This window comes from Rhizobium sp. CRRU65 (genome assembly GCF_048551595.1).
GTDB lineage: Bacteria > Pseudomonadota > Alphaproteobacteria > Rhizobiales > Rhizobiaceae > Rhizobium > Rhizobium leguminosarum_J.
The window spans coordinates 21202-46485 of the sequence record NZ_JBLYZH010000030.1 but is presented as its reverse complement, the minus strand read 5'-3'; the positions used below and the strand labels follow the sequence as shown (position 1 = coordinate 46485).

The window sequence follows — 25284 nt, the reverse complement described above, 5'->3', positions numbered from 1 at the left end:
CCGCTCGCGCACTTCCGGCCAATGATCCAAAACCTCAGGACGAATCTTCATCCAAAGCTTGAATCACAACCAGATTCCTTATGTCCAGGGCTAAACCTAGCGCATATGACCCTAACCCTCTCCCCGTTCTGACGGGGAGAGGGGACGTGCCATACGAGACGCGATAGAGGGACGGAGAGGTCGCGGCATATCCCCTTCGCCCCGCAAACGGGGGTCCGAAGGACGCGTCGAGACCCGTGGCTCGACCCCGGTTGGTGCCGGCAGGCGGATGAGGGGGCTGGCATCGGCGATCTCTGGGCCGAGATGTCCCCCGCTCAGGCGTTCTCTGTGGCGACTTGCGGCAGGGATTGCAGCAGGGTCTGGCGGGCGGAGTGCAGATGGGCGCGGCAGGCGGTTTCGATTGCTGGTTGGTCGCCGGATTCCAGCGCTGCGATATAATCCAGATGTTCGTGGATGGCGCGCTCGTTGCGCTGGCGGGCGGCGGCCTTGTTCCACTGGTAGTGATAGTGGAAGACGATGGCGATCGCGTCGTAGAAATCGGCGATGAAGCGGTTCTTCGAGGCGCGGTGGATCAGCAAGTGGAAGCGTTCGTCGAGGACGGAGAAATCCTTGAAGCGCTGGTTGATGTCGGCAAGCATGGCGTGATGTTCGTCGCGCATAGCGGCAAGATCGGCCCAGCTTTGATTATCCCTGGGAAGCCGGCCGAATTCGGCGGCGGAATGCAGCTCGAACATTTCGCGCACATCGGCAAGCTCGAGGGCGAATTCGCGGGTGAACCCTTTGAGCGTCCAGTGGCTGTTCGGCCGTTTCTCAATGAGGCCGAAGCGGGAGAAGCGGATCAGGAATTCGCGCACGCTGGTGGTGCCGGTGCCGATCTCGCGGGCAAGCTCCAACTCGTTGATCTGCATACCGGGTGCTGCATCATCGGCAAGGATGCGCTGCATGAAGCTGCGCTCGATGATATCATGCAGGGAGTCGGTTTCTTCGGAGGGAAAGAGATCATGGTCAGTCGGCTGGCGCAGCACGATCTTCTGGCGTTTGTTCCAGCGGATGATGCCTTCTTCGCTGAGCCGTGTGAGGATGGCGCGCGCCGTCGAGCGGCTGACGCCGAGTTGGGCGGCGATCTCCGGTTCCGACGGCAGCGCCGTATCCGTGCGCAGGGCTACGGCATACCTGTTATAGGCTTCCTTGAAGACCGTATTCTGCCTTGCCACCAGACCCCGCTTTCCGCCCTCGTATCCACCGCCCGCTCTCCAGCAGGGCAGAAAAATCGGGGCTTGTTCAAACGACCTTTAGCTTATTTCCGGTCGCCTGCGGCTCATTGCCTCCCTCGTCCACAGGATCAATATTCCCGTTGACTTGAAAATGTTTATTGTAGATAAAAAACAAAATCAATGCGCTTTCGCCGATGCAGCGAGCCTTTCCCAGGGAGAATAAATTGGACAAACTGCCTTGGATCATCCTTTCGGCCGGCGACAATGTCGCGGTCGCAACGGCGGCAATCGCGCCGGGTTCGACGGTTGCCGGCATTCAGACCCGTGAGAAGATCGACCCCGGCCACAAGGTGGCGATAGCGGATATTCCGCTCGGGGGACCCGTGGTCAAATACGGACAGGCGATCGGCCGCACGACGGCCGAGGTCAAGGCCGGCGACCATGTGCACAGCCACAACCTGCATTTCGAAAACGACCGGCTGGCGGCAACCGCCAATTCGGCGCCGGAAGCGGCGACAGCCGACGACGTCGGGCGCACCTTCATGGGCTATCGCCGCGCCGACGGGCGGGCGGCAACGCGCAACTATATCGGCATCATCGCCAGCGTGAACTGTTCCACCACGGTCTGCCGGGCAATCGCCGACGAGGCGAACCGGACGATCCTGCCGCATTATGAAGGCATCGACGGTTTTGTGCCGATCGTGCACGACCAGGGCTGCGGCATGAGCTCGACCGGCGACGGCATGAACGTGCTGCACCGGACGCTCGCCGGCTATACAAGGCACGTGAATTTCGGCGGCGTGTTGATGATCGGCCTCGGCTGCGAGGTCAACCAGCTGACGCTCTACGGCCAGAGTGGTGCCGGCGCCTCGAAGCGGCATTTCAACATCCAGGATGCCGGCGGGTCGCGCCGCGCGGTCGAGCGCGCCATGGGCATGCTGCGCGAAATCGCCGCCGATGTCGGCAAAGAAAAGCGCGTGCCGATGTCGATCGGCGAGATCATCATCGGCCTCCAATGCGGCGGCTCGGATGGCTTTTCCGGCATCACCGCCAATCCGGCGCTCGGTGTCGCGGCCGATCTGCTGGCAGCGGCCGGCGGCACGGCGATCCTGTCGGAAACCTCGGAAATCTATGGTGCCGAACATCTGCTGCGCAGCCGCGCCGTCAGCGACGAGGTGGCAAAGAAGCTCGACGACAAGATCGCCTGGTGGGAAGATTACGTCGCCCTGCACGGCGCCTCGCTCGACAACAACCCCTCGCCCGGCAACAAGCGCGGTGGCCTCACAACCATCCTCGAAAAGTCGCTCGGCGCGGTTGCCAAAGGCGGGCGTTCGCCGCTGACGGCGGTCTATGGTTATGCCGAGCGGGTCACGGCCCCCGGCCTCGTCTTCATGGACACGCCCGGCTACGACCCGGTCTCGGCGACCGGCCAGGTGGCCGGCGGGGCGAACATGATCGCCTTTACCACTGGCCGCGGGAGCTGCTTCGGTTGCCGGCCGGCGCCGTCGCTGAAGCTTTCCAGCAATTCGGCGCTCTATGCCTCGATGGAAGAGGATATGGACATCGATTGCGGCACGATCGCCACGGGTGACGCGACGATCAGCGGCAAGGGCCGCGAGATCTTCGACCTCATCGTCGATACGGCATCAGGCAAGAAGACCAAGAGCGAGCTCTTCGGCTACGGCGACAATGAATTCGTGCCGTGGCATCTGGGTGCGACGCTGTAATCTCTGTTTTTACGCAATCCCGGACGGAAAACCGCTTCACACTTTTCCTGGGATTGATTTGAAGTACGCAATCCCGGACGGAAAACCGCTTCACACTTTTCCTGGGATTGCTCCAGATAGTTCAGCTTCTTCGTGAGGAGGAATGATGAAGACGAGACAGATCGGCAAGACCAAGCTGGAGGTGACCGAAATCAGCTTCGGTGCGGCCGCTCTCGGCGGTCTCTACCGCGCATGCCCGCGCGAGGTGGCGATGGACACGCTGCAGGCGGCCTGGGATAGCGGCATCCGCTATTTCGATGTGGCGCCCTGGTATGGGCTCGGCCTTGCCGAACGGCGGGTCGGCGATTTCTTGCGCGACCAGCCGGATGGCAGTTACGTGCTTTCTACCAAGGTCGGCCGGCTGCTTCGGCCGGTGCCGACCGGCACCGTGCCTGATTACAGCTATGTCGATCCGCTCTCCTTCGATGCCGATTACGACTATTCCTATGACGGCATCATGCGCTCGGTCGAATTCAGCTATGCGCGCCTCGGACTCAACCGCATCGATATTCTCTATGTGCACGATCTCGGCGTCTACACGCATGGCGCGGCGAAGAATGCGGTCCACCAGAAGCAGTTTCTCGATTCCGGCGTGAAGGCGCTGGAGGAACTCAAGTCGTCTGGCGCGATCTCCGCCTTCGGCCTCGGCGTCAACGAAGTGCCGGTCTGCCTCGACGTTATGCGCCATTCCGATCTCGACTGCATCCTGATGGCTGGCCGCTACACGCTGCTCGACCGCTCGGCCGTCGCCGAACTGCTGCCGCTTTGCCGGCAGAAGGGCACGTCGCTCGTCGTCGGCGGCGTCTTCAACTCCGGCATCCTCGCCACCGGTCCGGTACCGGGTTCGCATTTCGACTATATGCCGGCTGATGACGATGTGCTTGCCAAAGTCGGCGCGATGGAGGCGATCGCCAAACGCCACGGCGTGCCGCTGGCAGCGCCCGCCCTGCAGTTTCCGCTGCGCGAACCGATCGTCGCATCGGTGCTGATCGGCACGGCGAAGCCGTCGAGCCTGACGCGCAACATGGAGATCGTCGAGCCGCGGCTTGCCGACGCGATCTACGCCGAATTCGAACCCTATACGCTGGTCGCGCCGCCGCTCGGCGCCGAAGCTGTGCGAGTCTGAGGAGAGATTATGCTCAAGGGTATTCATCCGCTGCTTGGCCCCGACCTGCTCCATGCATTGAAGACCATGGGACATGGCGACGATATCGTCATATCGGACGCCAATTTTCCCTCGGGCTCGATGGGCCCGCCGGTCATTCGCGCCGACGGCGTCAGCGCCACTGACATGGCCGCGGCCATCCTGACCCATATGCCGCTCGACACTTTCGTGCCGGAAGCGGCGTGGCGGATGGAGGTGGTCGGCGATCCCGATGCGATGCCGGAGGTCTGCACCGAATTCCAGCAGATCGTTTCCAAGCACGCCGGCGATTTCCGCATCGTGCCGGTGGAGCGTTTTGCGTTTTACGCGATGGCCCGCAAGGCGACCTACATCGTCGCGACGACGGAATTTCGGCTGTACGGCAACCTGATTTTGAAAAAGGGCGTCGTCCATCCGCACGAGGTCGATCAAGCCTGATCCCTATTTTAGTGTATCGTTGTATTGGAATAAAATCAGTTGCTTGGCGGGAGTTTACCGAAGAAAAAAAGCCTGTTTGGCGCTCTTGCAATTTGATTGCGCCTCGGCTAGCTTCACCTGGCAAATGTTTTTTATCGATAAAAATCGTCCGCCTGCGTTCAGCGGTCGATTTATTCGGAGGAGAACGCACCCTGAGAGGAGAACCCTTATGAGTTTCGTGAAATCCCTTCTGTCCCGCCGCGCCTTTACCGCGCTTGCGGGCGCCGCAGTTATCGCCTCGGCGATGCCGGCACCGTCGTTTGCGGCCGACGTGACGATCCCGATCATCGTCAAGGACACGACGTCCTTCTACTGGCAGATCGTTCTGGCCGGCGCCCGCAAGGCCGGCAAGGATCTCGGCGTCAACGTGCCGGAACTCGGCGCTCAGGCCGAATCCGACGTCAACGGCCAGATCAGCATTCTTGAGAACGCCGTTGCCGGCAAGCCGGCGGCCGTCGTCATTTCGCCGACCGAATTCAAGGCGCTCGGCAAGCCGATCGATGAAGCGGCCAAGTCGGTTCCGATCATCGGCATCGACTCGGGCGCCGACTCCAAGGCGTTCAAGTCGTTCCTGACGACCGACAACGTTCAGGGCGGCCGCATCGCCGCTGACGGTCTGGCCGCCGCCATCAAGGGCGCCACCGGCAAGGAAGAGGGCGAAATCGTCATCCTCACCAACCTTCCGGGCGTCGGCTCGCTGGAACAGCGCCGCGAAGGCTTCCTGGATCAGGTGAAGACCAAGTATCCCGGCCTGAAGGTCATTGCCGACAAGTACGGCGACGGCCAGGCAACGACCGGCCTCAACATGATGACCGACCTGATCACGGCAAATCCGAACCTCGTCGGCATCTTCGCCTCGAACCTGATCATGGCGCAGGGCGTTGGCCAGGCGATCGCCGAAAACAAGCTCGGCGAGAAGATCAAGGTCATCGGCTTTGACAGCGACGACAAGACGGTCGGCTTCCTCAAGGATGGTGCGATTGCCGGCCTCGTCGTTCAGGACCCCTACCGCATGGGTTATGACGGCGTGAAGACCGCGCTTGCCGTCTCCAAGGGCGAGAAGGTCGAAGAGAATGTCGACACCGGTGCAAACCTCGTCACCAAGGCGAATATGGCCGACCCGAAGATCGACGCGCTGCTGAACCCGAAGATCAAGTAATAACGACAGACAAGCCGCGCCGGCTTCAAAAACCGGCGCGGCTTTTTCCATCCGTGCTATGTTTTGCGGGGGATGGAGAGCAGACGCGACACAAGGAGGAGAGGTCCCATGATCGGACTGGAAGAGGTCAGTCATCGCCATGATGACAGTGCGACGCTGAAAGAAGCCAATCGAATTCCCGCCGGATCGCCTATCCTCGAACTCAAGGGCCTGCAGAAGAATTACGGTCATGTGCAGGCGCTGAAGCCAGCGACGCTGACCTTTCTCGCCGGCGAAATCCACGCCATCGTCGGTGAAAACGGCGCCGGCAAATCCACCCTCATCAAATTGCTGACCGGCGTCATCACCCGCACCGCCGGCGAAGTGCTGTGGTGCGGCCAGCCGGTGGGGCTGGCGACGCCGAACGAGGCGATCGCCCGCGGCATCAACGCCGTGCACCAGGAAGTCGTGCTCTGCCGGCACCTGACGGTCGCCGCCAATCTCTTCCTCGGCGATGAAGTCAACCGCTTCGGCCTGATGCGCAAGAAGCAGATGGAGAAGATGGCGCAGGCCGTGCTCGACGATCTCGGCTTCGGCCTGCCGGCCGGTGCGCTGTTGAGCTCGCTGACCATCGGCCAGCAGCAGCTGGTGGCCACGGCGCGCGCAGCGATGCGCGGCACGCAATTCCTGATCTTCGACGAACCGACTGCCTATCTCACCCGCCAGGAATCGGCGCAGCTCTTCAAGCTGATCCGCCGGCTGCAGGGCGAAGGCGTCACCATCGTCTATATCAGCCACCGCATGGAGGAAGTCTTCGAGCTTGCCGACCGTGTCTCGGTGCTGCGCGACGGCACGCATGTCGGCACGCGCCTGATCGGCGAGACCAACGATGCCGAACTGATCTCGCTGATGATCAACCGCTCGATCGAACAGATCTACCACAAGGAAAAGATTGCGATCGGCGAGACGATCCTCACGGTCAACGGCCTCTCCGGCCCGGGCTTCGAAGATGTGTCGCTCAGCGTCAAGGCGGGACAGATCGTCGGCCTCTACGGCCTGATCGGCGCCGGGCGCAGCGAATTCGCCCTCGGGCTCTACGGCCGCCAGCCGACGACAGCAGGCGATGTCGAATGGATGGGCAAACGTGTCGACATCCGCAACGAACGCACGGCGATGGAGCTCGGCATTGCGCTGGCGCCGGAAAGCCGGCGCGATCAGGGGCTTTGCCTCAACCTGCCGATCGGCCTCAACATCAACCTGCCGGTGTTCGGGCGGCTGAGCCACGGGCCGGTGATCAATCACACGCGCGAATCGGCCAATGCCGACCAGCAGATCCGCAATCTCAGCATCAAGACGCCGAGCCGGCGCGTTCCGGCCTCCAGCATGTCGGGCGGCAACCAGCAGAAGATCGTCATCGGCAAGTGGCTGAGCCATGGCGCCCGGCTTTTCATCTTCGACGAGCCGACCGTCGGCGTCGACGTCGGCACCAAGGCGGAAATCTACCGGCTGTTCGCCAAGCTTCTGAAGGACGGCGCGGGCATCATCCTGATCTCCTCCTATCTGCCCGAGGTCTACGAACTGGCCGACCGGCTGCACGTCTTCCGCGCCGGCAAAATCGTCGCGAGCCATGATTATCACGCGGCGACGCATGAAGAAGTGCTCAGCGAAGCGATCGGCGTCTGAGCCAAAAGAATAAGAGGGAGAAAATTCATGACTGCCACCCCCACCGAAATCGTCGCACCGCCGCCGCGCCGGAAAATGAACATCCTGTTCGGCCTGACGCTGATCGGCCTGCTGATCTTCCTCTGGATCGTGCTTGGCGTCGTCACCCCGAGCTTCTGGACGCCGCTCAACATCTCCAACCTGCTGCGTCAGGGTGCGATGACGGCGATCCTGGCGCTCGGCCAGACCTTCGTCATCATCACCGCCGGCATCGATCTTTCGGTCGGCGCCATCGTCGGCTTCTGCACCGTGATCATCGCCTGGCTGCTGCAGGCGGGCGTGCCGGTCTGGGGGGCGATCGCGCTGACGCTGCTCATGGGTGTGGCGATCGGCGCCTTCCATGGCTTCGGCATCGTGCATATGGGCCTGCCGCCCTTTATCATCACGCTGGCAACCCTGACATCGCTGCGCGGCATCGGCCTGCTGATCACCAACGGCTCGACGATCAACATCACCAATGAGGGCTTCAGCAATTTCGCCCGCGCCGATCTGCTCAGTATTCCGAGCCTGTTCTGGATGGTCATCCTGGTGGCGGTCCCATCCTTCATCTTCCTGCATCTGAGCCGCTGGGGCCGGTATCTCTTCGCGGTCGGTTCGAACGCCGAGGCGGCGCGCCTTTCCGGCGTCAACGTCAAGGGCATGATCTACCTCGCCTATATCCTGTCTGCCTCCTTCGCCGCCTTCGTCGGCGTGCTGCTCGCCTCGCGCATCGCGATCGGCAATGCGACGCAGGCCGACGGCTGGGAACTGCAGGCGATCGCCTCCTCCGTCATCGGCGGCACCAGCCTGTTCGGCGCGGTCGGCTCGGTGCACGGCCCACTGATCGGCGCCTTCATTCTCGCCACCATCAACAACGGCGCGAACCTTCTGAACGTCAACTCCTTCTGGCAGCGTATCATCACCGGTCTGCTGATCATCGTGATCGTGTTCTTCGACCAGCTGCGCCGCCGCCGGAGCAATTGAGAGGCGAGCAAGAGATCGCTGCCTGCCCCTCATCCGCCTGCCGGCACCTTCTCCCCGTTTTGACGGGGAGAAGGGGATATGCCGCAAACCTCTCCGTCCCCATTGACGTCGTGCAGGGCACGTCCCCTCGCCCCGTTTACGGGGAGAGGGTTAGGGTGAGGGGCAGCTATCCGCACGAACCGAACAGCAGTGGCACGACACAGAGTAAAGAACCAGGAATGCGAGACCCGTCATGAAAGCAGTTCTTTGCCGGGAGCCCGGCGTGCTCGATATCGTCGAGCGTCCTTCGCCTGCGGCTCCCGCCGCCGGCTGGGTGCGGCTTGCCGTCAGCCATGTCGGCATTTGCGGCACCGACTACCACATCTTCGAGGGCAAACATCCCTTCCTCGAATATCCCCGGGTGATGGGGCACGAGATCTCCGCGACGGTGCTGGAAGCCGGCGATGGTGTGACTATCGCGGTCGGCACGCCTGTCATCGTCAATCCCTATCTCTCCTGCGGGCAATGTATCGCCTGCCGGCAGGGCAAGCCGAATTGCTGCACCAATATCAAGGTGCTCGGCGTCCATACCGACGGCGCCTTCTGCGAGGAGATTTCAGTCCCGGCCGAGAACCTCTACGCCGCCAAGGGTGTAAGCCTCGAAGCGGCGGCGACGACCGAGTTCCTGGCGATCGGCGCTCATGCGGTGCGCCGTTCGATGACCGGTGCCGGAGCCCGGGCGCTCGTCATCGGCGCCGGGCCGATCGGCCTCGGGGCGGCGATCTTCTCGCGCATCGCAGGCCATGAGGTGACGCTGCTCGATACCAGCACCGAGCGGCTGCAGATGGCGTCGGAGCGTTTCGGCTTCACCTCCGGCATCGTTGCCAACGAGGCGACAGCGGAGGCCGTACAGGAAAAGACCAATGGCGACGGTTTCGACGTGGTCTTCGATGCGACGGGTTACGGCCCTTCGATGGAAAAGGCCTTCTCCTTCGTCGCCCATGGCGGCGCGCTGGTGCTGGTCAGCGTCGTCAAGGACGATATCCGCTTCTCCGATCCCGAATTCCACAAGCGCGAGATGATGGTGATCGGCAGCCGCAACGCCACCCGCGTCGATTTCGAGCATGTCGCGGATTCGATCGCCAAAGGGCTGGTGCCGGTGGACAAACTGATCACCCACCGCACGACGCTTGCCGATGCGCCGCGCGATCTCGCGCGCTGGGCGCATGAGAAGAATGGGCTGATCAAGGCTGTGATCAGTATTGGTGGTTAGGGCGTTTCCAGCGAACGCGTGACGTGGTTTCCGTCCGCTTCGCGCCGGCGGCTGCCCCTCACCCTAACCTTGCCGGGGTCGAGCCACTGGTCTCGACCCGTCCTGCGGACCCCCGTAAAACGGGGCGAGGGGACGTGCCCTGCGAGAGCTGGGCGGGGGACGGAGAGGTCGCGGCATATCCCCTTCGCCCCGCAAGCGGGGAGAAGGTGGCGGCAGCCGGATGAGGGCAAGCCGCGGTCGCTAAACTCCCGCCTCGATCGCCCTGCGCATCTGCCTGACGACGGCGACATCCGTCTTGTTTGTGCTTCTCGCCTCGAAACCAAAAGCGACCGCGCGCGGATCGGCGCTTTCGACCGGTGAACTGCAGGAGCCGTGGACCTCGCGGGCGCCGGTCGCCTTCAATATCTCGCCGACATTGGTGGGGCGGATGCCGCTGCCGGGCATGATGGCGATGCGGCCGGCGGCCTTTGCCGAAATGCGCTTCAGCGTGTCGAGGCCGTCTACCGCCTTCAGCGCGCAGCCTGATGTCAGGATGCGTTCGCAGCCGAGCTCGACCGCCTGCTCCAGCGCCTGGTCGGCATCCGGCACCAGATCAAAAGCGCGATGCAGCGTCGAGCCGAGGCCGGCGGCATACGTCTTCAAACGGTGGATCAACGGCATGTCGAGCGTACCATCCGGCCGGTTGGCGCCGATGACGACGCCGGCAAGGCCTGATGTGCGCACGGCATCGATATCGATCATCATCGCTTCCGCATCCGCCCCGTCGAAAATGAAGGGCCCGGCGTGAGGGCGGATCATCGCATAGACCGGAATGGGCGCACGGGCGGCAATCCGCATCAGGCTCGGCAGCGGCGTCAGGCCGCCGAGCTCCAGCGCCGAGCAGAGCTCGATGCGCCCGGCACCACCCTCGATCGCGGCGGCAAGGCCCTCGGCGCTGTCCACGCATACCTCAAGCAAGATCGTCATGTTGCGGTCTCCCTAGCTCCGCCGTGGCTTAAGCCACGGCTGCGGTTCGCACGACCGCTTCAGAGGTAATTCTCGCCGCCGCTTCGATGATGACAGTGCAGGCATCGGCGGCGGCTTTGCGATGGTTGAAGGCGACGTGATAGGACATCGGCAGATGCTCGTCGAGATCGACGATGCGCACCTTGTCGGCGATCGGCATGGCGCTGACCCGGCCGAGGAAAGAGACGTAACCGTGATTGGCGACGAGATCGACGATGACAGGCAGCGAATCTGCCGCGGTGATATCCTGGCCGCGCCGGCGCCGGTTGGGCGCGCGTTCATAGCTGAAGGCCATGGCTGCATGGCCGAGGCCGGTGCGCGGGCTCGGCATGCAGATCGGGTGGCCGGCGACGAGATCGCTGATACTGGTCTCGGTACTGTCAGGCGGCGCGATCACTACCATATCGGTCTGCAGCAATTCGCGATGGCGGAAGTTTTCGAGGCCGAAGACCGAATCCAGGATTGCGACATCGATGCGGCCGTTCTTCAGCGCCTCGCGCAGATCGTCGGCGGTCATCGACACCAGCGAGATCGCATTGTTGTTGCGGCGCGCATTCCATTCGGAGACCAGCGATCCCAGACAGCGTGCCACCCAGCTTTCCGATCCGGTCGGAATGATCGAGCCGATGCGCAGCGACCGGGCGGTGCGCCGATAACGCTCGTCGGCCGACGATTTGAGATCGTTCCACGCCTGGCTGATCGCCATGAATACCTGGTAGGCGCGCCTGCCCTCCTCCGTCAGCACCGAGCCCTGCGCCTGCCGCTCGAACAGGCGATGGCCTAAAAATTTCTCAAGATTGGCAAGCTGAAGCGAAAGCTGCGGCTGACCGAGGCGAAGACGGCGGGCGGCCCGGTTGATGCTACCCTGGTCGGCAACTTCGAGAAAACGCTCCATCGTGACGATCTTGACGGGAATGCGGGACGGCCAGGCCTCGTCGATCCCGGCCGCGGGGTCGTGACCGGCCCATTGGCCGAGCTCGGCGATCACAGCCATGATCGGCTTCAGGCCTTCCAGCACCCTGCCGCTCGCAATCAGCGTCGCCAGCTCGCCGGAGGCGCGTTCGGTCAGCTTCATCGCCAGTTCGGTCTCGAGATTATGAATTGCCGTCGAGACGGTGGAGGGCGACAGCTGGAACCGCCGCGCGGTCTCGCGGACCGAACCGGAGGTCAGGACATGGCTTGCGATGAACAAGGCACCAAGATGCAAACGGCCACCTCCGGAAAGCGCTGGAAAAACCGGAAGATATGATGTGTTCAGGAAAAAAGATATCCCTGCCTCCGAAGAGGCGGGCTATCGTTCGATCATAGAAAAATCCGGGCGGCGGGAATCCGCAACAGAGCCTGGGAATATCGTGGAAACACGCAAGGGGACAAAAACAAATCGCGCCGGCCTTGGAAAAGGGAATGCGTTTCCGCGCGCGGAGGTGCATTCGCCGCCATAATCGTGCAGCGACCGCAAATACTGGAGGGGGCTTGCATCGATTTTTCGGGCATGCACGCTATTTCCATCACGCACGCAATTCCGGCATGATGGCGACTTGGTCGCCTTCGCCGGCGGATTTCCTATGCGCAAGCCTCCCGGCGGGGCTTGGGCCACTGCATAATTCCTTAAATCGGTATCGATTTGAGATAAAATTATGCAGCAATTCAAAGTGCTACAACGTCCTTTGCACGTCTGAAAGACGTGCGGCGCTGTAGGTCAACGGTTTTTGAAAAAGGGGACTTTCCATGCTGAAGAAACTCGCACTTGCCGTTTCGCTCTCCGCCTTTGCAGCGGGTGCGGCCCATGCTGCAGACGTCGTCGTCTCGTCGAAGATCGACACGGAAGGCACGCTGCTCGGCAACGTCATTGCGCTCGCTCTCGAAGCGAACGGCATCAAGACGCAGGACCGCATTGCGCTTGGCGCGACACCGGTCGTGCGCAAGGCGATCACCGCCGGCGAAATCGACATCTATCCCGAATATACCGGCAATGCCGGCTTCTTCTTCAACAAGGCCGATGACGCCGCCTGGAAGAACATCGACCAGGGCTATGAGCTGGCGAAGAAGCTCGATTACGATGCCAACAAGATCGTCTGGCTGACGCCCTCGCCTGCCAACAACACCTGGGCGCTCGCCGTGCGCAGCGATGTTGCCGGCCCGAACAAGCTGAAGAGCCTCACGGACTTCGGCAAATGGGTTGCCGGCGGCGGTGCCGCCAAGCTTGCCGCCTCCGCCGAATTCGTCAATTCGGCCGGCGCGCTTCCCGCCTTCCAGACGACCTACGGTTTCCAGCTGAAGCCCGACCAGATGGTCGTTCTCTCCGGCGGTGACACAGCGGCAACGATCAAGGCAGCCGCCGACCAGACGAACGGCGTCAACACCGCCATGGTCTACGGCACCGACGGCGCCATCGAAGCGGCCGAACTTACCGTTCTCGAAGACGACAAGAACGTGCAGCAGGTCTATGCCCCGACGCCGATCATCCGCGAAGAGGTGTTGAAGGCCAATCCGAAGATCGATGAAGTGCTCTCGCCGATCTTCAAGAGCCTGACCGCCGACGAGTTGCGCAAGCTCAACGCCAAGATCCAGGTCGACGGCGAGCCGGCAAAGTCGGTCGCCGAAGCCTATCTCAAGGAAAAAGGCTTCCTGAAGTAGTCATTGCCCGCTCCGCCCGATTACGGGCGGAGCTTTCTTTCCTGACAGGATTGGGATTCATGGCAGAAACCTTAGCGGTCCGCAGGCTGGACCGGCTCGGCGTGGTTCTGGTGGCCGGCGGCATCGCGGCAACAGCACTGCTGCCCTTCATCTACGTGAAGGCAAACCGCATCGCCGCCGGCAAGCCGATGCTGCTGATGCAGCTTCTTCCCCAGCCTTCCGTCGTCATCCTGACCGTGCTTCTCCTTCTCACCGCCTTCGCCACGCTGTTCCTCACCAATGCGATCGCGCGGCTTGTCATCGCCACACTCTGCCTTGCGGCGCTGATCGTTGCGATCGGCCTCGTCTCGACAGCGGCAACGCCACCCGGCAGCACGGTGGCGCGGATGACGCCCGGCGGCGGCTTCTGGGTGCTGTTTGCCGTGATCGGCCTCGTCATATCCGATGCGCTGGTGAAGGTCCGGTTGGCGCCGTGGATGCGGGTCGCAGCCCTGGCCGCCTATACGGCGCTGCTCTTCATTTCGCTCTCCTCCGGCCTGCTCGACAGCCTTTCGATCATGAAGGAATTTTCGACACGGGCTCCGCAGTTCGAAACCGAAGCGATCTCGCATCTGCTGCTGGCGTTCGGCTCGCTTGCCATCGCCATTGTTCTCGGCCTGCCGCTCGGCATTCTCTGCTTCTGGGTGCCGAAGCTGCGAGCCATCGTGCTGCAAGGCCTCAGCCTCATTCAGACGATCCCGAGTCTGGCACTCTTCGGCCTGTTGATGCTGCCGCTCGGCTATCTCGCCACCCATGTGCCGCTCGCCGCCGCGATCGGCATCCGCGGCATCGGCACGGCGCCTGCCTTGATTGCACTGGTGCTCTATTCGCTGCTGCCGATCGTCGCCAACACCGTTGTCGGCCTGCAGGGCGTCGATCCCTCGGTGCGGGATGCTGCGGCCGGCATGGGGCTGACACGCTTGCAGATCCTTGTTGGAATCGACATGCCGCTCGCCTTCCCGGTTATCCTCACCGGTATCCGCATCGTGCTGGTGCAGGCGATCGGTATGGTGACGATTGCCGCACTGATCGGCGGCGGCGGCTTCGGCATCTTCATCTTCCAGGGGCTCGGCCAGACGGCCATGGACCTCGTCCTGCTCGGCGCCGTGCCGACCGTCTTCTTCGCCTTCTCATCGGCCGTCATCCTCGATGCGGTCATCGAAAGCATCCGGGGATCTGCCGCATGACCATGATCGAGATCAGGAACGTCACCAAGCGCTACGGCACGGCCACCGTCGTCGACGACGTCTCGATGAGCGTCGAGAAGGGCGAGATCACTGTCATCGTCGGCACGTCTGGCTCCGGCAAATCGACGCTGATGCGGATGATCAACCGGCTGGTGCCGATCACCGAAGGCGAGATCTTCGTCGGCGGACAGAATGTGATGGACGTTCCGGTGACCGAGCTTCGCCGCAAGATCGGCTATGCGATCCAGGGGCACGGCCTCTTTCCGCACCGGACCGTGGCGCAGAATATCGCCACCGTGCCGCAGCTTCTCGATTGGGATTCCGCCCGCATCGCCAAGCGGGTCGAGGAACTGCTCGGGCTCTTCAACCTCGATCCGGCAACATTTGCCGATAAATATCCGCATCAGCTCTCCGGCGGCCAGCAGCAGCGCGTCGGTGTCGCCCGGGCGCTGGCGGCCGAACCGGAGCTGCTGTTGATGGACGAGCCCTTCGGCGCGCTCGATCCCGTCATCCGCGGCAAGGCGCAGGACGACCTGCTGGCGATCCAGAAACAGTTCGGCACGACTGTCATCCTCGTCACCCACGACATGGACGAGGCCTTCCATCTCGGCAACCAGATCGCGGTGATGAGCGAGGGTAGATTGCTGCAATGCTCGACGCCGGAAAAGATCCTCACCGAACCCGCCGATCCCTTCGTGCAGCAATTGACCGGCACCTCCGACCGGGCGCTGAAGCTGATGTCGTTGCTGCCGCTGAAGGAAAGCATGGAGCCGGCAAAGAACGGTCTCGCCTATGCCCTGCCGCAATCGCTCAGCCTGCGTGATGCGCTGGCCGAGATGATCTGGCAGGGGGTCGACGAGGCGGCGGTGCAGGATGCGCAAAAGGCGCCGGTGGGATCGATCTCGATGACGCGGCTGCTCGAACTGGGCCGTAAGGCATGAAGCTCGTCGTCGCCAATCTCTTCCGCCTGGCGGCGCTGGCTTTGCTGCTCATCCTGCTGTTCAGGACGGAGTGGCTTTCCTTCATGCTGGCGCCGCTGACCAGCAACAATGCGCCTGCCGTCTATAGGCAGAACAGCCTTGCTTCGCTGGCCGCCGGCCATCTGCAGCTGGTGATCGGATCGATCGTCTGCAGCGCCGTGCTCGCCGTTGTCGGCGGCATCTTCGTGACACGGGAAAGCGGGGCTGACTTCCTGCCGCTGTCGCGCGCCATCGCCAATGCGGGGCAGACTTTTCCGCCGGTCGCCGTGCTGGCGCTCGCCGTTCCCGCGACCGGCTTCGGCGCCATGCCGACGCTGATCGCGCTCTTTCTCTACGGGCTGCTGCCGATCTTCGAAAACACTGTTGCCGGCTTGAAGCAGGTTTCGCCGCAGGTTCTCGATGCCGCCGACGGCATGGGAATGAACGGCACGCAGCGGCTGCTGCGGGTCGAGTTGCCGCTTGCCCTGCCGCTGATCCTCGAAGGACTGAAGGTTGCGACCGTGATCAATATCGGCACGGCGACGATCGGCTCGACGGTTGCCGCAAAGGGCCTCGGCGAGGTCATTATCGCCGGGCTGATCTCCGACAATACCGCCTTCATCCTGCAGGGCGGCCTGATCGTCGGCCTGATGGCGGTGCTGATCTATGACGCCATGGGCTTGATCGAAGGAGCGATTACGCGAAGAATCGGCTTGCGCGCGGCGTAGGAGGACGGGTACCAAGACCGCCGTGATGGATGACAAAGGGAGGCAGAATTGGCGAAGATGATCCACTCCATGATCCGCGTTCTCGATGAGGCGCGCTCCGTCGAATTCTACGAGAGGGCCTTCGGCCTTTCGGTCGCCGACCGCGTCGATTTCGAGACCTTCACGCTGATTTATATGAGCAATGCCGAGACCGGCTTCGAGCTGGAACTGACGGTCAACAAGGGCCGGACCGCGCCCTATGACCTCGGCAATGCCTATGGCCATCTCGCCGTCTCCGTCGAAGAGGTGGCGGTCGAGCGCGAGCGGCTGTCGAAGCTCGGGCTCAAGCCGGGTGAATTGGTAGAGCTCAACCGCGACGGCAAGCTCTTCGGCCTGTTTTTCTTCATCAGCGATCCGGATGGCTACAAGATCGAGGTGCTGCAGCGCCACGGCCGGTTTCTCTGAGGCATCTCATGCCGAACCACCGGCACGTTCCAATCCATAGATAATCCCACAGCTTCAAGCGGCATGCATCAGGAGCCCGCCATGATCGAAAAGACTGCGCTCAATTCCGGCTGGACGCTCTCCTGTAACGATACAGTAAGGCTCGGCCTGCCGGCTGCAATACCCGCGACGGTGCCGGGCTGCGTGCATCTCGACCTTCTCGCCAACCGGCTGATCCCCGATCCCTATATCGACGTCAACGAGATCACCAATGACTGGATCGGCAAGACCGACTGGACCTATCGCTGCAGTTTCGAGGCGATGCATGACGATGCCAGGGTGCAGGAACTGGTCTTCGACGGGCTCGATACGGTCGCGGTGATATCCCTCAACGGCGAAGAGATCGGCTGCACCTTCAACATGCACCGTACCTATCGTTTCGATGTTTCCCGGCTTCTGAAGGCTGGCCAGAACGAACTCACCGTCACCTTCCGCTCCGCCTACGCCTATGGCGCGGAGATGGAAAAACATTACGGCTACCGTCCCAACAACTACCCGGGACCGGGCAATCTGATGCGCAAGATGGCCTGTAATTTCGGCTGGGACTGGGGGCCGACGCTGGTGACGGCAGGCCTCTGGAAGCCGGTCCGGCTGGAAAGTTGGGATCGGGCGCGGCTTGCCGAAACACGGGTATCGGCAATACTTTCCGGCGGCGACGGCCTAGTGAAGGTCCATGCCCGGCTGGCGCGGCATGGAGATAAGACGCCGTTGAGGCTCGTTGCCGAAATCGGCGGCGTGAGCAAGACGGTGGCGATTGCGCCTGATGAAGACGCGGTTTCCTTCGAGCTTGCCCTCCCCTCGCCGCAGCTCTGGTGGCCGCACCATCTCGGCGCGCAGCCGCTCTATCCAATGACGCTGAGGCTGTTCGACGAGGCCAGCGACGATCTGCTCGACAGCTATCAGCGTGAACTCGGTTTCCGCTCGCTGCGGCTCGATACCGCAGCCGACGACCATGGCTCGGCCTTTACCTTCATCATCAACGACGTGCCGCTCTTCATCTGCGGGGCAAACTGGATTCCGGACGATTGTTTTCCCCCGCGGTTGACGGCCGAGCGTTATGCCGCGCGGATCGAGGAAGCAAAGGCCGCCAATATTCATATGCTGCGCGTCTGGGGCGGCGGCATCTTCGAGGCCGACGAGTTCTATGAGGCCTGCGACCGCAAGGGCATGCTGGTCTGGCAGGATTTCCTCTTTGCCTGCGCCGCCTATCCGGAGGAAGAGCCGCTCAGAAGCGAGGTCGAGGCGGAGGTGCGCGACAATGTCGTGCGGCTGATGCCGCATGCCTCGCTCGTCCTCTGGAACGGCAACAACGAGAACATCTGGGGCTTCGACGAATGGGGCTGGCGGCCGATCATCAAGGCGGGCGAAAGCTGGGGGCTCGGCTACTATCTCGACCTGTTGCCGAAACTCTGCGCCGAACTCGATCCGGACCGGCCCTATTATCCCGGCAGCCCCTATTCCGGCTCGATGGAGATCGAACCGAATGCCGACGGCCATGGCTGCAAACATGTCTGGGACGTGTGGAACGATGTCGGCTACGAGGTCTACCGCAATTATATCCCGCGCTTCTGCTCCGAATTCGGCTGGCAGGCACCGGCTGCCTGGGCGACGATCGAAGAAAGCGTGCATGATGCGCCGCTGACGCCGCAATCGAACGGCGTCTTCCACCATCAGAAGGCAACGGAGGGCAATGACAAGCTGATCCGCGGCCTGTCCGGCCATCTGCCGGAGCCCAAGACGATGGACGACTGGCACTTCGCCACCCAACTCAACCAGGCGCGCGCCATCCGCTTCGGCGTCGAGCACATGCGCTCGCATCGGGATATCTGCAAGGGTGCGGTGGTCTGGCAGTTCAACGATTGCTGGCCGGTGACCTCCTGGGCCGCCCTCGATTCGGCCGGACGCCGCAAGCCGCTCTGGTATGCGCTGAAGGCGGCCTATGATCCGCGCCTGCTGACGATCCAGCCGCGCGGCGGCGGGCTTTCGGCGGTTGCGGTCAATGAACGAACGCTGTTCTGGCGGGCGAAGATAAGCGGCAAACGCATGACGCTCGACGGCACCGTGCTTGCCGAATTCGAATTCTGGCGCTTGCTCTGCGACCGTTTCGAAGCAAAGGAATTTCCGCTGCCCGAGGAGATCGTCACCCCCGACTTACCGAAGAACGAGCTCATCGTCGTGCAGATGCTGGACAGACGGGCCTTCCACTATTTCGTCGAGGATATCGAGCTTGCCTTGCCGGCGCCGCGGCTGACGGTCGATGTCGTCGGGATCGACGGCGGGTATGAGGTCAAGGTGACGGCGCAAAACTTCCTCAAGGATCTCTGCCTGATGGCCGATCGACTGGATCCGGATGCCGTTGTCGATTCGATGCTGGTGACGCTGCTGCCGGGCGAGAGCCATGTGTTTGTGGTCAAGACGACAAAGGCGATCGGGGCAGACGGCATTGTCTTCGGCACCGTTCTACGGTCGGCCAACGATCTCACCGCCGGGCGCTAGGAAAGCCCCTTGCATGTTCAATTTGCACTGATTGTTGGATGATTGGTGCGCACTCCGGCGGATGGCCATCCGCCGGAGTGCGGACGGCCGGGACCGCAGGCCCCTTGGCTTGAACCGGGGATGGGATTGGTCCGGCCGTCCTCGCGTTTGTCCTGAACAGATGATGGGGAGCAAGTCCCGCATGCAAGGCAAGGTTTCGTTCCAAGAAGACGCGATGCCGGTAGTTTATGCCGGTGTGGACGTGAGTAAAGAGTGGCTCGATATTCATCTGCATCCGCTGGGCGAAAGCCGGCGGTTTAGCAATGACAAGACCGGCATCCGCCAGCTGAAACGGCTGCTGGCCAGGCATCGGCCCAAAAACATCGTGATGGAGGCAACCGGCAAGTTCCATCGCCCCGCCCATCGCTCGCTTTGGCTCGATGGCTTTGCCGTCGCCGTGGTCGATCCGCTGCGCGCCCGCATGTTTGCCCGTGCCTGCGGCTATCTCGCCAAGACCGACCGTCTCGATGCCCGTTTCCTGGCGCTCCTGGCCGAGAGCCTGCGCCCGCCGGCCGACACGCCACCAAGTCCTCACGTTGAGGCCTTGCAGGAGCTGGTCAATGCACGATCGGCAGCCAAATGCGACATCACCGCCCTGCAGAACCGCAGCAAGACTGCCACCACCGCCCTTCTGCGCGGCGAACTCAACCGTCTCGTGCGTCGGCTGGAACAGCATGTCGAACGTCTCGACAAAGAGATCGAGCGACGTGTCGGCGAGGATCCGCAGCTCTACCGCAAGGCCGAGATCCTCACCTCCATTCCCGGCATCGGCCGCGTCACGGCCCTGGCATTGATGGCCGGCATGGACGAGTTGGGCAGTTGTTCGGGCAAGCAGGCCGCCATGCTGGCAGGGCTTGCCCCAATCGCTAACGACAGCGGTGCCCGAACCGGACGTCGTTCCATCCGCGCCGGCAGGCCCGCACCCCGGCGCGCGCTCTACATGGCCGCCTTGTCGGCCCGTCGATACAATCCCACCCTTGCTCGTTTCGCAGACACACTCAAAGCCGCAGGAAAACCAGCGAAGGTCATCTTGGTCGCCGTCATGCGTAAATTGCTCGTTCTGGCAAACTGCCTTCTATCTCAGGATCGCCTCTGGACCCCAAATCCCCCTTGACAACCAACACAGATTCTCATCCGGCTGCCGCCACCTTCTCCCCGCTCGCGGGGCGAAGGGGATATGCCGCGGCCTCTCGGTTCCCCGCCAGCCTCTCGCAGGGCACGTCCCCTCTCCCCGTTTTTACGGGGAGAGGGTTAGGGTGAGGGGCGGCGGTCGGCACGAGCCAAACACTAAAAAGGCCCCGCATCCGCGGGGCCCTTCCAGCTCGGCCTATCGGACGACGTTACATCCAGTAGGGCGGCACGCCGTAGTAATCATAGACCCGGCGGCCATTGTCGTTGTACCAGGTGTCGTCATCGTCCGAATAGCTCGGGGCGCCTTCGATCTGCTCCTTGGTCAGGTCGATGCGATAGCCATCCAGCTGGGTGTCGTAGTTCAGCTTTTCCCAGGGAAGCGGATAGTGATCATGACCGATGCCCAGGAAGCCGCCGAAGCTCAGCACGGCATAGGCAACACGGCCGTCGAGCTTTCCGATGATCAGGCGTTCGATCGAGCCGATATGCTTGCCATCGGCCCCATAGACACGGGTGCCCTCGACGCGGTCGCTGGCGATCAGCGAGTGCGTGACCTTGACATTCGGGTCACGGCGGGTGGCGTCAGTATCCTGGTTCAACATTGTGCACCTCCTTTTGGTGTTTCCTCATGGTGAGTATGCAAGATCAACGTCACGGCGGACTCAAAGTTCCCCATCCTCTCCATGATCGTGTGCTGGCAGAATGTTGACGTTTACGTCAAGGTTAGTATAGCTTCATTCGGCTTGAACCATTCAGGCAATGGCATAAGCTGCCGGACTGGAAGATGGAGGATCTTTCTGGTTATCTGCCGAATGATGTCGGCGCGGCGGCCGCAGGGGAGAGAGACAGATGAACAGCATTTCCGTCCATCCAAACGGCGCCAGGCCGGACAAGCCCTGGCTTGCCGCCTACCCCGATATCGTTCCGGCAGAGATTCCGCCGCTGGAATATGCCTCGCTTGCCGAACTGCTGGAAAAATCCTGCGCCCGTTATGCCGACCGGACCGCCTTTTCCAGCATGGGCAAGGGGATGCGCTACCGCGAACTGGAGAGCCAGACGCGCAAACTCGCCGCCTGGCTGCAGAGCACCGGCCTTCAGAAGGGCGACCGCGTCGCTGTGATGATGCCGAACGTGCTGCAGAACCCGATTGCCACCTATGCCATCCTGCGCGCCGGCCTCGTGGTGGTGAACGTCAACCCGCTCTATACGCCGCGCGAACTCGAACACCAGTTGAAGGATTCCGGCGCCAAGGCGATCTTCGTGCTGGAAAATTTCGCACGCACGGTCGAGCAGGTTCTCAACAAGACGGACCTTCGCCACGTCGTTGTCACCTCGCTCGGGGAAATGCTGGGGCCGAAGGGGCTGATCGTCAATTTCGTCGTGCGCAAGGTGAAGAAGCTCGTTCCCTCCTGGTCGATCCCTCAGCACAAGAGCTTCGGCCAGGTGCTCCGTGAAGGTGCGGGAAAAAAGCTCCAGCCGGTGACGCTGACGGGCAGCGATATCGCTTTCCTGCAATATACCGGCGGCACGACGGGCGTTGCCAAGGGCGCGGTGCTGACGCATCAGAACCTGCTTGCCAACAAGGCGCAGCTGTCGCTCTGGCTTCGATCGGCCTTCGAGCGCAAGAAAGAGCCGGAGGTGCTGAATTTCCTCTGCGCCCTGCCGCTCTACCACATCTTTGCGCTGACGGTGAATTCGCTGATGGGCATGTCGCTCGGCGCCCACAATATCCTGATCGCCAATCCACGCGACATTCCCGGTCTCGTCAAGGAATTCGAAAAGTCGAAGGTGCATATCTTCCCCGGCCTCAACACGCTGTTCAATGCGCTGATGAACAATGCCGATTTCGCCAAGCTCGACTTCTCCTCGCTGATCATGTCGCTCGGCGGCGGCATGGCTGTGCAGCGCCCGGTCGCCGACCGCTGGCTGAAGATGACAGGCACGGCAGTGACAGAGGGGTACGGCCTTTCCGAGACATCGCCCGTTGCCACCGCCAACCGCTTCGATTCGCCCGAGTTCACCGGCACGATCGGGCTGCCGCTTCCCTCCACCGAACTCGACATCCGCGACGAAGCTGGCAATTCGCTACCGCTCGGCGACGTCGGCGAGATCTGCATCCGCGGGCCGCAGGTGATGGCCGGCTACTGGCAGAAGCCGGAGGAGACGGCGCGGGTGATGACCGATGACGGCTATTTCCGCTCGGGCGACATGGGCTTCATGGACGACCGCGGCTATACCAAGATCGTCGACCGCAAGAAGGACATGATCCTCGTCTCCGGCTTCAACGTCTATCCGAACGAGATCGAGGAAGTCGCCGCCATGCATGCCGGCATCCTCGAGGCCGCAGCCATCGGCGTGCCGGACGGACATTCCGGCGAGGCGGTCAAACTCTTCGTCGTCAGGAAGGATCCGAACCTGACGGAAGCCGAGGTGAAAGCCCATTGCATCGCCAACCTCACCAACTACAAGCGGCCGCGCTTCATCGAGTTCCGCACCGAGCTGCCGAAGTCGCCTGTTGGTAAGATCCTGCGCAAGGACCTGCGCGGCTGAATTCGACGATTTGATGAATTAGAGGCTTTCCTGAAGGTGCCATCCGCTTGCCGCGGGTGGCTTTTTTCCATTTCGACAGGTGGCTGAACTTGATTTGCGGGTGAGAAAGCGAATAGTTTCCGCAACCTTTCCGCCTCCAAAGGAGCCTCCCATGAACGCCATCGTCGAACAGCTGAAAAGCACCGCTGATGCCACCAAGGCAACCGATATCCGTGCCGCCTTCGCCACCGATTCGCAGCGCTTTTCGCGCTTTTCCGTCGCGCTTGACGACCTGCTGATGGATTTTTCCAAGACGGCGGTGAATGACGACATCCTCAAGCTCTTGGTGAAGCTCGCCGAAGACGGCGGCGTCGAGACGAAGCGCGAGGAAATGTTCTCCGGCAAGACGATCAATTTCACCGAGGATCGCGCCGTTCTGCACACCGCGCTGCGCAACCGCTCCAACACGCCGGTGCTGGTCGACGGCAAGGATGTCATGCCCGACGTCAATGCGGTGCTTGCCGCCATGGGCAAGTTTGCCGACGACGTCCGCTCCGGCACGCTGAAGGGTGCGACCGGCAAGGCGATCACCGATGTCGTCAATATCGGCATCGGCGGCTCGGATCTCGGCCCTGTGATGGCGACGCTGGCGCTTGCCCCCTTCCATGACGGTCCGCGCGCGCATTTCGTCTCCAATATCGACGGCGCCCATATCGCCGATATCCTGAAGCTGGTGCAGCCGGAAACGACGCTGTTCATCGTCGCCTCGAAGACCTTCACCACCGTCGAGACGATGACCAATGCGCAGACGGCGCGCAATTTCATCGCCAAGGCGCTCGGCGAAGCGGCCGTGCAGCACCACTTCGCCGCCGTCTCGACGGCGCTCGACAAGGTCGCCGCCTTCGGCATCGACAGCGCCCGCGTCTTCGGCTTCTGGGACTGGGTCGGCGGCCGTTACTCGATCTGGTCGGCGATCGGCCTGCCGCTGATGATCGCAGTCGGCCCTGAGAATTTCGGCAAGTTCCTCGACGGAGCCCACGCCGTCGACAATCATTTCCGTAAGGCGCCGATTACCGAAAACCTGCCTGTGCTGCTCGGCCTGATCGGCTTCTACCATCGCAATGTGCTGGGCTACCCCACCCGCGCCATCCTGCCCTACGACCAGCGCCTGTCGCGTTTCCCGGCCTATCTGCAGCAGCTCGACATGGAATCGAACGGCAAGGGCGTCACCATCGACGGCACGCCGGTCGAAGGCAATTCCGGCCCCGTCGTCTGGGGCGAGCCCGGCACCAACGGCCAGCACGCCTTCTACCAGCTCATCCATCAGGGCACGAGCATCATCCCCGCGGAGTTCATGATCGCTGCCAACGCCTTCGAGCCGGAGCTGCGCCACCAGCACCAGCTCTTGATCTCCAACGTTCTCGCCCAGTCGGAAGCGCTGATGAAAGGGCGCACCTTCGCAGAGGCCAAAAAGCAGCTGACCGACAAGGGCATGGACGACAAAAAGGCCGATTTCATCGCGCCGCACCGTGTCTTTAACGGCAACCGGCCGTCGATCACCTTCGTCTACGACAAGCTGACCCCTTATGCGCTCGGCCGGCTGATCGCGCTTTACGAACACCGCGTCTTCGTCGAAGGCGTGCTCTTCCGCATCAACTCCTTCGACCAGTGGGGCGTCGAGCTCGGCAAGGAACTGGCAACGGGTCTGCTGCCTGTCGTCGAAGGCAAGGAAAGTGCGGCATCGCATGACTCTTCGACGCAGGGCCTGGTTGCGGCACTGGCGAAGCTGGCGAAGTAAGCGATCGAGATTGCCCCTCACCCTAACCTTGCCGGGGTCAAGCCACTCGTCTCGACCCGTCCTCCGGACCCCCGTTCTGACGGGAAGAGGGACGTGCCCTGCGAAAGGCGAGTGAGGAACGGAGAGGTCACGGCATATTTCCTTCTCCCCGTCAGAACGGGGAGAGGGCGCCGGCAGGCGCGCTGACGCTGGCTCCAACCTTACAAATCAATCTCACGCGCCGGGGCGGATTGGCGCCAACATCGACATTGCCGCCGCAATGGCGAACTGATAGCGGTCGGCCTGGCACATCCCTTTTGATGGGGCCCACGGTGCGAAACCGGATGAACGTTCTCCTAATCAAAAAATTATAGAATGAATTCTTTCAATTCGTTGGAATCGCCCTAGATTCAAGCAAAATCTGTGCGGAAAATGCGCCGTTCGTTGTTCTTGTTGGCATCTGCACCCGGCGCTCGCGTCCGGGTCGGCTCTGTCGATGTCGGCGCCTTCACTGCATGGTCCCTGCCCAAGTTCAGGAGATGCCTCAAGACGCTCGTCACCCAGCGTTTTCATGGCCTATCTTCACCAAAGGAAGCTC

The 25284-nt window shown here is 62.2% G+C and carries 20 protein-coding genes; 16 read left to right on the top strand and 4 right to left on the bottom strand.

Translation table 11 applies throughout. The features are described 5' to 3' along the window. Window positions 1-314: 314 nt before the first annotated feature. Window positions 315-1214, bottom strand: a complete 900-nt coding sequence (locus ACM5SV_RS35690) for a GntR family transcriptional regulator (RefSeq protein ID WP_012755892.1) — start codon at window positions 1212-1214, stop codon at window positions 315-317. Between the two features lie 224 nt (window positions 1215-1438). On the opposite strand from ACM5SV_RS35690, the gene ACM5SV_RS35685 reads away from it, so the two are divergent. From ACM5SV_RS35685 to ACM5SV_RS35655, 7 genes are all read left to right on the top strand, one after another. Then, complete coding sequence (locus ACM5SV_RS35685; RefSeq protein ID WP_012755891.1) at window positions 1439-2941, top strand: UxaA family hydrolase; 1503 nt, start codon at window positions 1439-1441, stop codon at window positions 2939-2941. 145 nt (window positions 2942-3086) lie between these two features. Beyond that, entirely contained in the window at window positions 3087-4106 is a 1020-nt protein-coding gene (locus tag ACM5SV_RS35680; protein WP_012755890.1) for an aldo/keto reductase, read from the top strand. 9 nt (window positions 4107-4115) lie between these two features. After that, on the top strand, window positions 4116-4562 hold the full coding sequence (locus ACM5SV_RS35675) for an RbsD/FucU family protein (protein WP_012755889.1): 447 nt from the start codon (window positions 4116-4118) through the stop codon (window positions 4560-4562). Window positions 4563-4770: 208 nt separating this feature from the next. After that, window positions 4771-5760 carry an ABC transporter substrate-binding protein gene (locus tag ACM5SV_RS35670; RefSeq protein WP_012755888.1) on the top strand — a complete coding sequence of 330 codons (990 nt, stop codon included), beginning with the start codon at window positions 4771-4773 and terminating at the stop codon, window positions 5758-5760. A gap of 108 nt (window positions 5761-5868) precedes the next feature. Beyond that, window positions 5869-7422: a sugar ABC transporter ATP-binding protein gene (locus ACM5SV_RS35665; protein WP_012755887.1), complete on the top strand. Its 1554-nt coding sequence runs from the start codon at window positions 5869-5871 to the stop codon at window positions 7420-7422. Window positions 7423-7449: 27 nt separating this feature from the next. Then, window positions 7450-8424 (top strand): ABC transporter permease, encoded by a 975-nt coding sequence (locus ACM5SV_RS35660; protein ID WP_003545129.1) that lies wholly within the window; start codon window positions 7450-7452, stop codon window positions 8422-8424. A gap of 232 nt (window positions 8425-8656) precedes the next feature. Continuing rightward, window positions 8657-9676, top strand: coding sequence for a zinc-binding alcohol dehydrogenase family protein (locus ACM5SV_RS35655; RefSeq protein ID WP_017995931.1), 1020 nt, complete (start codon window positions 8657-8659; stop codon window positions 9674-9676). A 240-nt stretch (window positions 9677-9916) separates the two neighbouring features. Here ACM5SV_RS35655 and ACM5SV_RS35650 read toward each other — a convergent pair whose 3' ends face one another. Next, window positions 9917-10642, bottom strand: a complete 726-nt coding sequence (locus ACM5SV_RS35650) for a copper homeostasis protein CutC (protein ID WP_222018084.1) — start codon at window positions 10640-10642, stop codon at window positions 9917-9919. Window positions 10643-10670: 28 nt separating this feature from the next. Beyond that, the gene (locus tag ACM5SV_RS35645) at window positions 10671-11888 is read right to left on the bottom strand and encodes a LysR family transcriptional regulator (protein WP_222018086.1); all 1218 of its coding nucleotides are present in this window, start codon (window positions 11886-11888) and stop codon (window positions 10671-10673) included. Between the two features lie 521 nt (window positions 11889-12409). On the opposite strand from ACM5SV_RS35645, the gene ACM5SV_RS35640 reads away from it, so the two are divergent. The 7 genes from ACM5SV_RS35640 (at window position 12410) to ACM5SV_RS35610 (ending at window position 20363) form a co-directional block, all read left to right on the top strand. Further along, a complete protein-coding gene (locus ACM5SV_RS35640; protein ID WP_222018088.1) occupies window positions 12410-13318 on the top strand; it encodes an ABC transporter substrate-binding protein in 909 nt (302 codons plus the stop codon). Window positions 13319-13377: 59 nt separating this feature from the next. Further along, window positions 13378-14544: an ABC transporter permease gene (locus ACM5SV_RS35635; RefSeq protein WP_113547155.1), complete on the top strand. Its 1167-nt coding sequence runs from the start codon at window positions 13378-13380 to the stop codon at window positions 14542-14544. Then, window positions 14541-15485 (top strand): ABC transporter ATP-binding protein, encoded by a 945-nt coding sequence (locus ACM5SV_RS35630; protein WP_222018090.1) that lies wholly within the window; start codon window positions 14541-14543, stop codon window positions 15483-15485. The genes ACM5SV_RS35635 and ACM5SV_RS35630 overlap by 4 nt, the downstream gene beginning before the upstream one ends. Then, on the top strand, window positions 15482-16231 hold the full coding sequence (locus ACM5SV_RS35625) for an ABC transporter permease (RefSeq protein WP_222018092.1): 750 nt from the start codon (window positions 15482-15484) through the stop codon (window positions 16229-16231). The genes ACM5SV_RS35630 and ACM5SV_RS35625 overlap by 4 nt, the downstream gene beginning before the upstream one ends. Window positions 16232-16279: 48 nt before the next feature. Continuing rightward, entirely contained in the window at window positions 16280-16675 is a 396-nt protein-coding gene (locus ACM5SV_RS35620; RefSeq protein WP_011650298.1) for a VOC family protein, read from the top strand. Between the two features lie 81 nt (window positions 16676-16756). Continuing rightward, window positions 16757-19210: a glycoside hydrolase family 2 protein gene (locus ACM5SV_RS35615; RefSeq protein ID WP_222018094.1), complete on the top strand. Its 2454-nt coding sequence runs from the start codon at window positions 16757-16759 to the stop codon at window positions 19208-19210. A gap of 181 nt (window positions 19211-19391) precedes the next feature. Next, entirely contained in the window at window positions 19392-20363 is a 972-nt protein-coding gene (locus ACM5SV_RS35610; RefSeq protein WP_222018096.1) for an IS110 family transposase, read from the top strand. A gap of 226 nt (window positions 20364-20589) precedes the next feature. Here ACM5SV_RS35610 and ACM5SV_RS35605 read toward each other — a convergent pair whose 3' ends face one another. After that, entirely contained in the window at window positions 20590-20982 is a 393-nt protein-coding gene (locus tag ACM5SV_RS35605; protein ID WP_222018098.1) for a PRC-barrel domain-containing protein, read from the bottom strand. A 247-nt stretch (window positions 20983-21229) separates the two neighbouring features. Between ACM5SV_RS35605 and ACM5SV_RS35600 the strand changes: the two genes are divergently transcribed. Then, complete coding sequence (locus tag ACM5SV_RS35600; protein ID WP_113547152.1) at window positions 21230-22930, top strand: long-chain fatty acid--CoA ligase; 1701 nt, start codon at window positions 21230-21232, stop codon at window positions 22928-22930. A gap of 151 nt (window positions 22931-23081) precedes the next feature. Beyond that, the gene (gene pgi, locus ACM5SV_RS35595) at window positions 23082-24707 is read left to right on the top strand and encodes a glucose-6-phosphate isomerase (RefSeq protein WP_113547151.1); all 1626 of its coding nucleotides are present in this window, start codon (window positions 23082-23084) and stop codon (window positions 24705-24707) included. Window positions 24708-25284 lie beyond the last annotated feature (577 nt).

Excerpts from the sequence above, each read along its gene's own strand:
- ACM5SV_RS35680 (WP_012755890.1), top strand. The coding sequence starts at position 3,087 with ATGAAGACGAGACAGATCGGCAAGACCAAGCTGGAGGTGACCGAAATC.
- ACM5SV_RS35675 (WP_012755889.1), top strand. The coding sequence starts at position 4,116 with ATGCTCAAGGGTATTCATCCGCTGCTTGGCCCCGACCTGCTCCATGCA.
- ACM5SV_RS35670 (WP_012755888.1), top strand. The coding sequence starts at position 4,771 with ATGAGTTTCGTGAAATCCCTTCTGTCCCGCCGCGCCTTTACCGCGCTT.
- ACM5SV_RS35665 (WP_012755887.1), top strand. The coding sequence starts at position 5,869 with ATGATCGGACTGGAAGAGGTCAGTCATCGCCATGATGACAGTGCGACG.
- ACM5SV_RS35660 (WP_003545129.1), top strand. The coding sequence starts at position 7,450 with ATGACTGCCACCCCCACCGAAATCGTCGCACCGCCGCCGCGCCGGAAA.
- ACM5SV_RS35655 (WP_017995931.1), top strand. The coding sequence starts at position 8,657 with ATGAAAGCAGTTCTTTGCCGGGAGCCCGGCGTGCTCGATATCGTCGAG.
- ACM5SV_RS35650 (WP_222018084.1), bottom strand. The coding sequence starts at position 10,642 with ATGACGATCTTGCTTGAGGTATGCGTGGACAGCGCCGAGGGCCTTGCC.
- ACM5SV_RS35640 (WP_222018088.1), top strand. The coding sequence starts at position 12,410 with ATGCTGAAGAAACTCGCACTTGCCGTTTCGCTCTCCGCCTTTGCAGCG.
- ACM5SV_RS35635 (WP_113547155.1), top strand. The coding sequence starts at position 13,378 with ATGGCAGAAACCTTAGCGGTCCGCAGGCTGGACCGGCTCGGCGTGGTT.
- ACM5SV_RS35630 (WP_222018090.1), top strand. The coding sequence starts at position 14,541 with ATGACCATGATCGAGATCAGGAACGTCACCAAGCGCTACGGCACGGCC.
- ACM5SV_RS35625 (WP_222018092.1), top strand. The coding sequence starts at position 15,482 with ATGAAGCTCGTCGTCGCCAATCTCTTCCGCCTGGCGGCGCTGGCTTTG.
- ACM5SV_RS35615 (WP_222018094.1), top strand. The coding sequence starts at position 16,757 with ATGATCGAAAAGACTGCGCTCAATTCCGGCTGGACGCTCTCCTGTAAC.
- ACM5SV_RS35610 (WP_222018096.1), top strand. The coding sequence starts at position 19,392 with ATGCAAGGCAAGGTTTCGTTCCAAGAAGACGCGATGCCGGTAGTTTAT.
- ACM5SV_RS35605 (WP_222018098.1), bottom strand. The coding sequence starts at position 20,982 with ATGTTGAACCAGGATACTGACGCCACCCGCCGTGACCCGAATGTCAAG.
- ACM5SV_RS35600 (WP_113547152.1), top strand. The coding sequence starts at position 21,230 with ATGAACAGCATTTCCGTCCATCCAAACGGCGCCAGGCCGGACAAGCCC.
- pgi (WP_113547151.1), top strand. The coding sequence starts at position 23,082 with ATGAACGCCATCGTCGAACAGCTGAAAAGCACCGCTGATGCCACCAAG.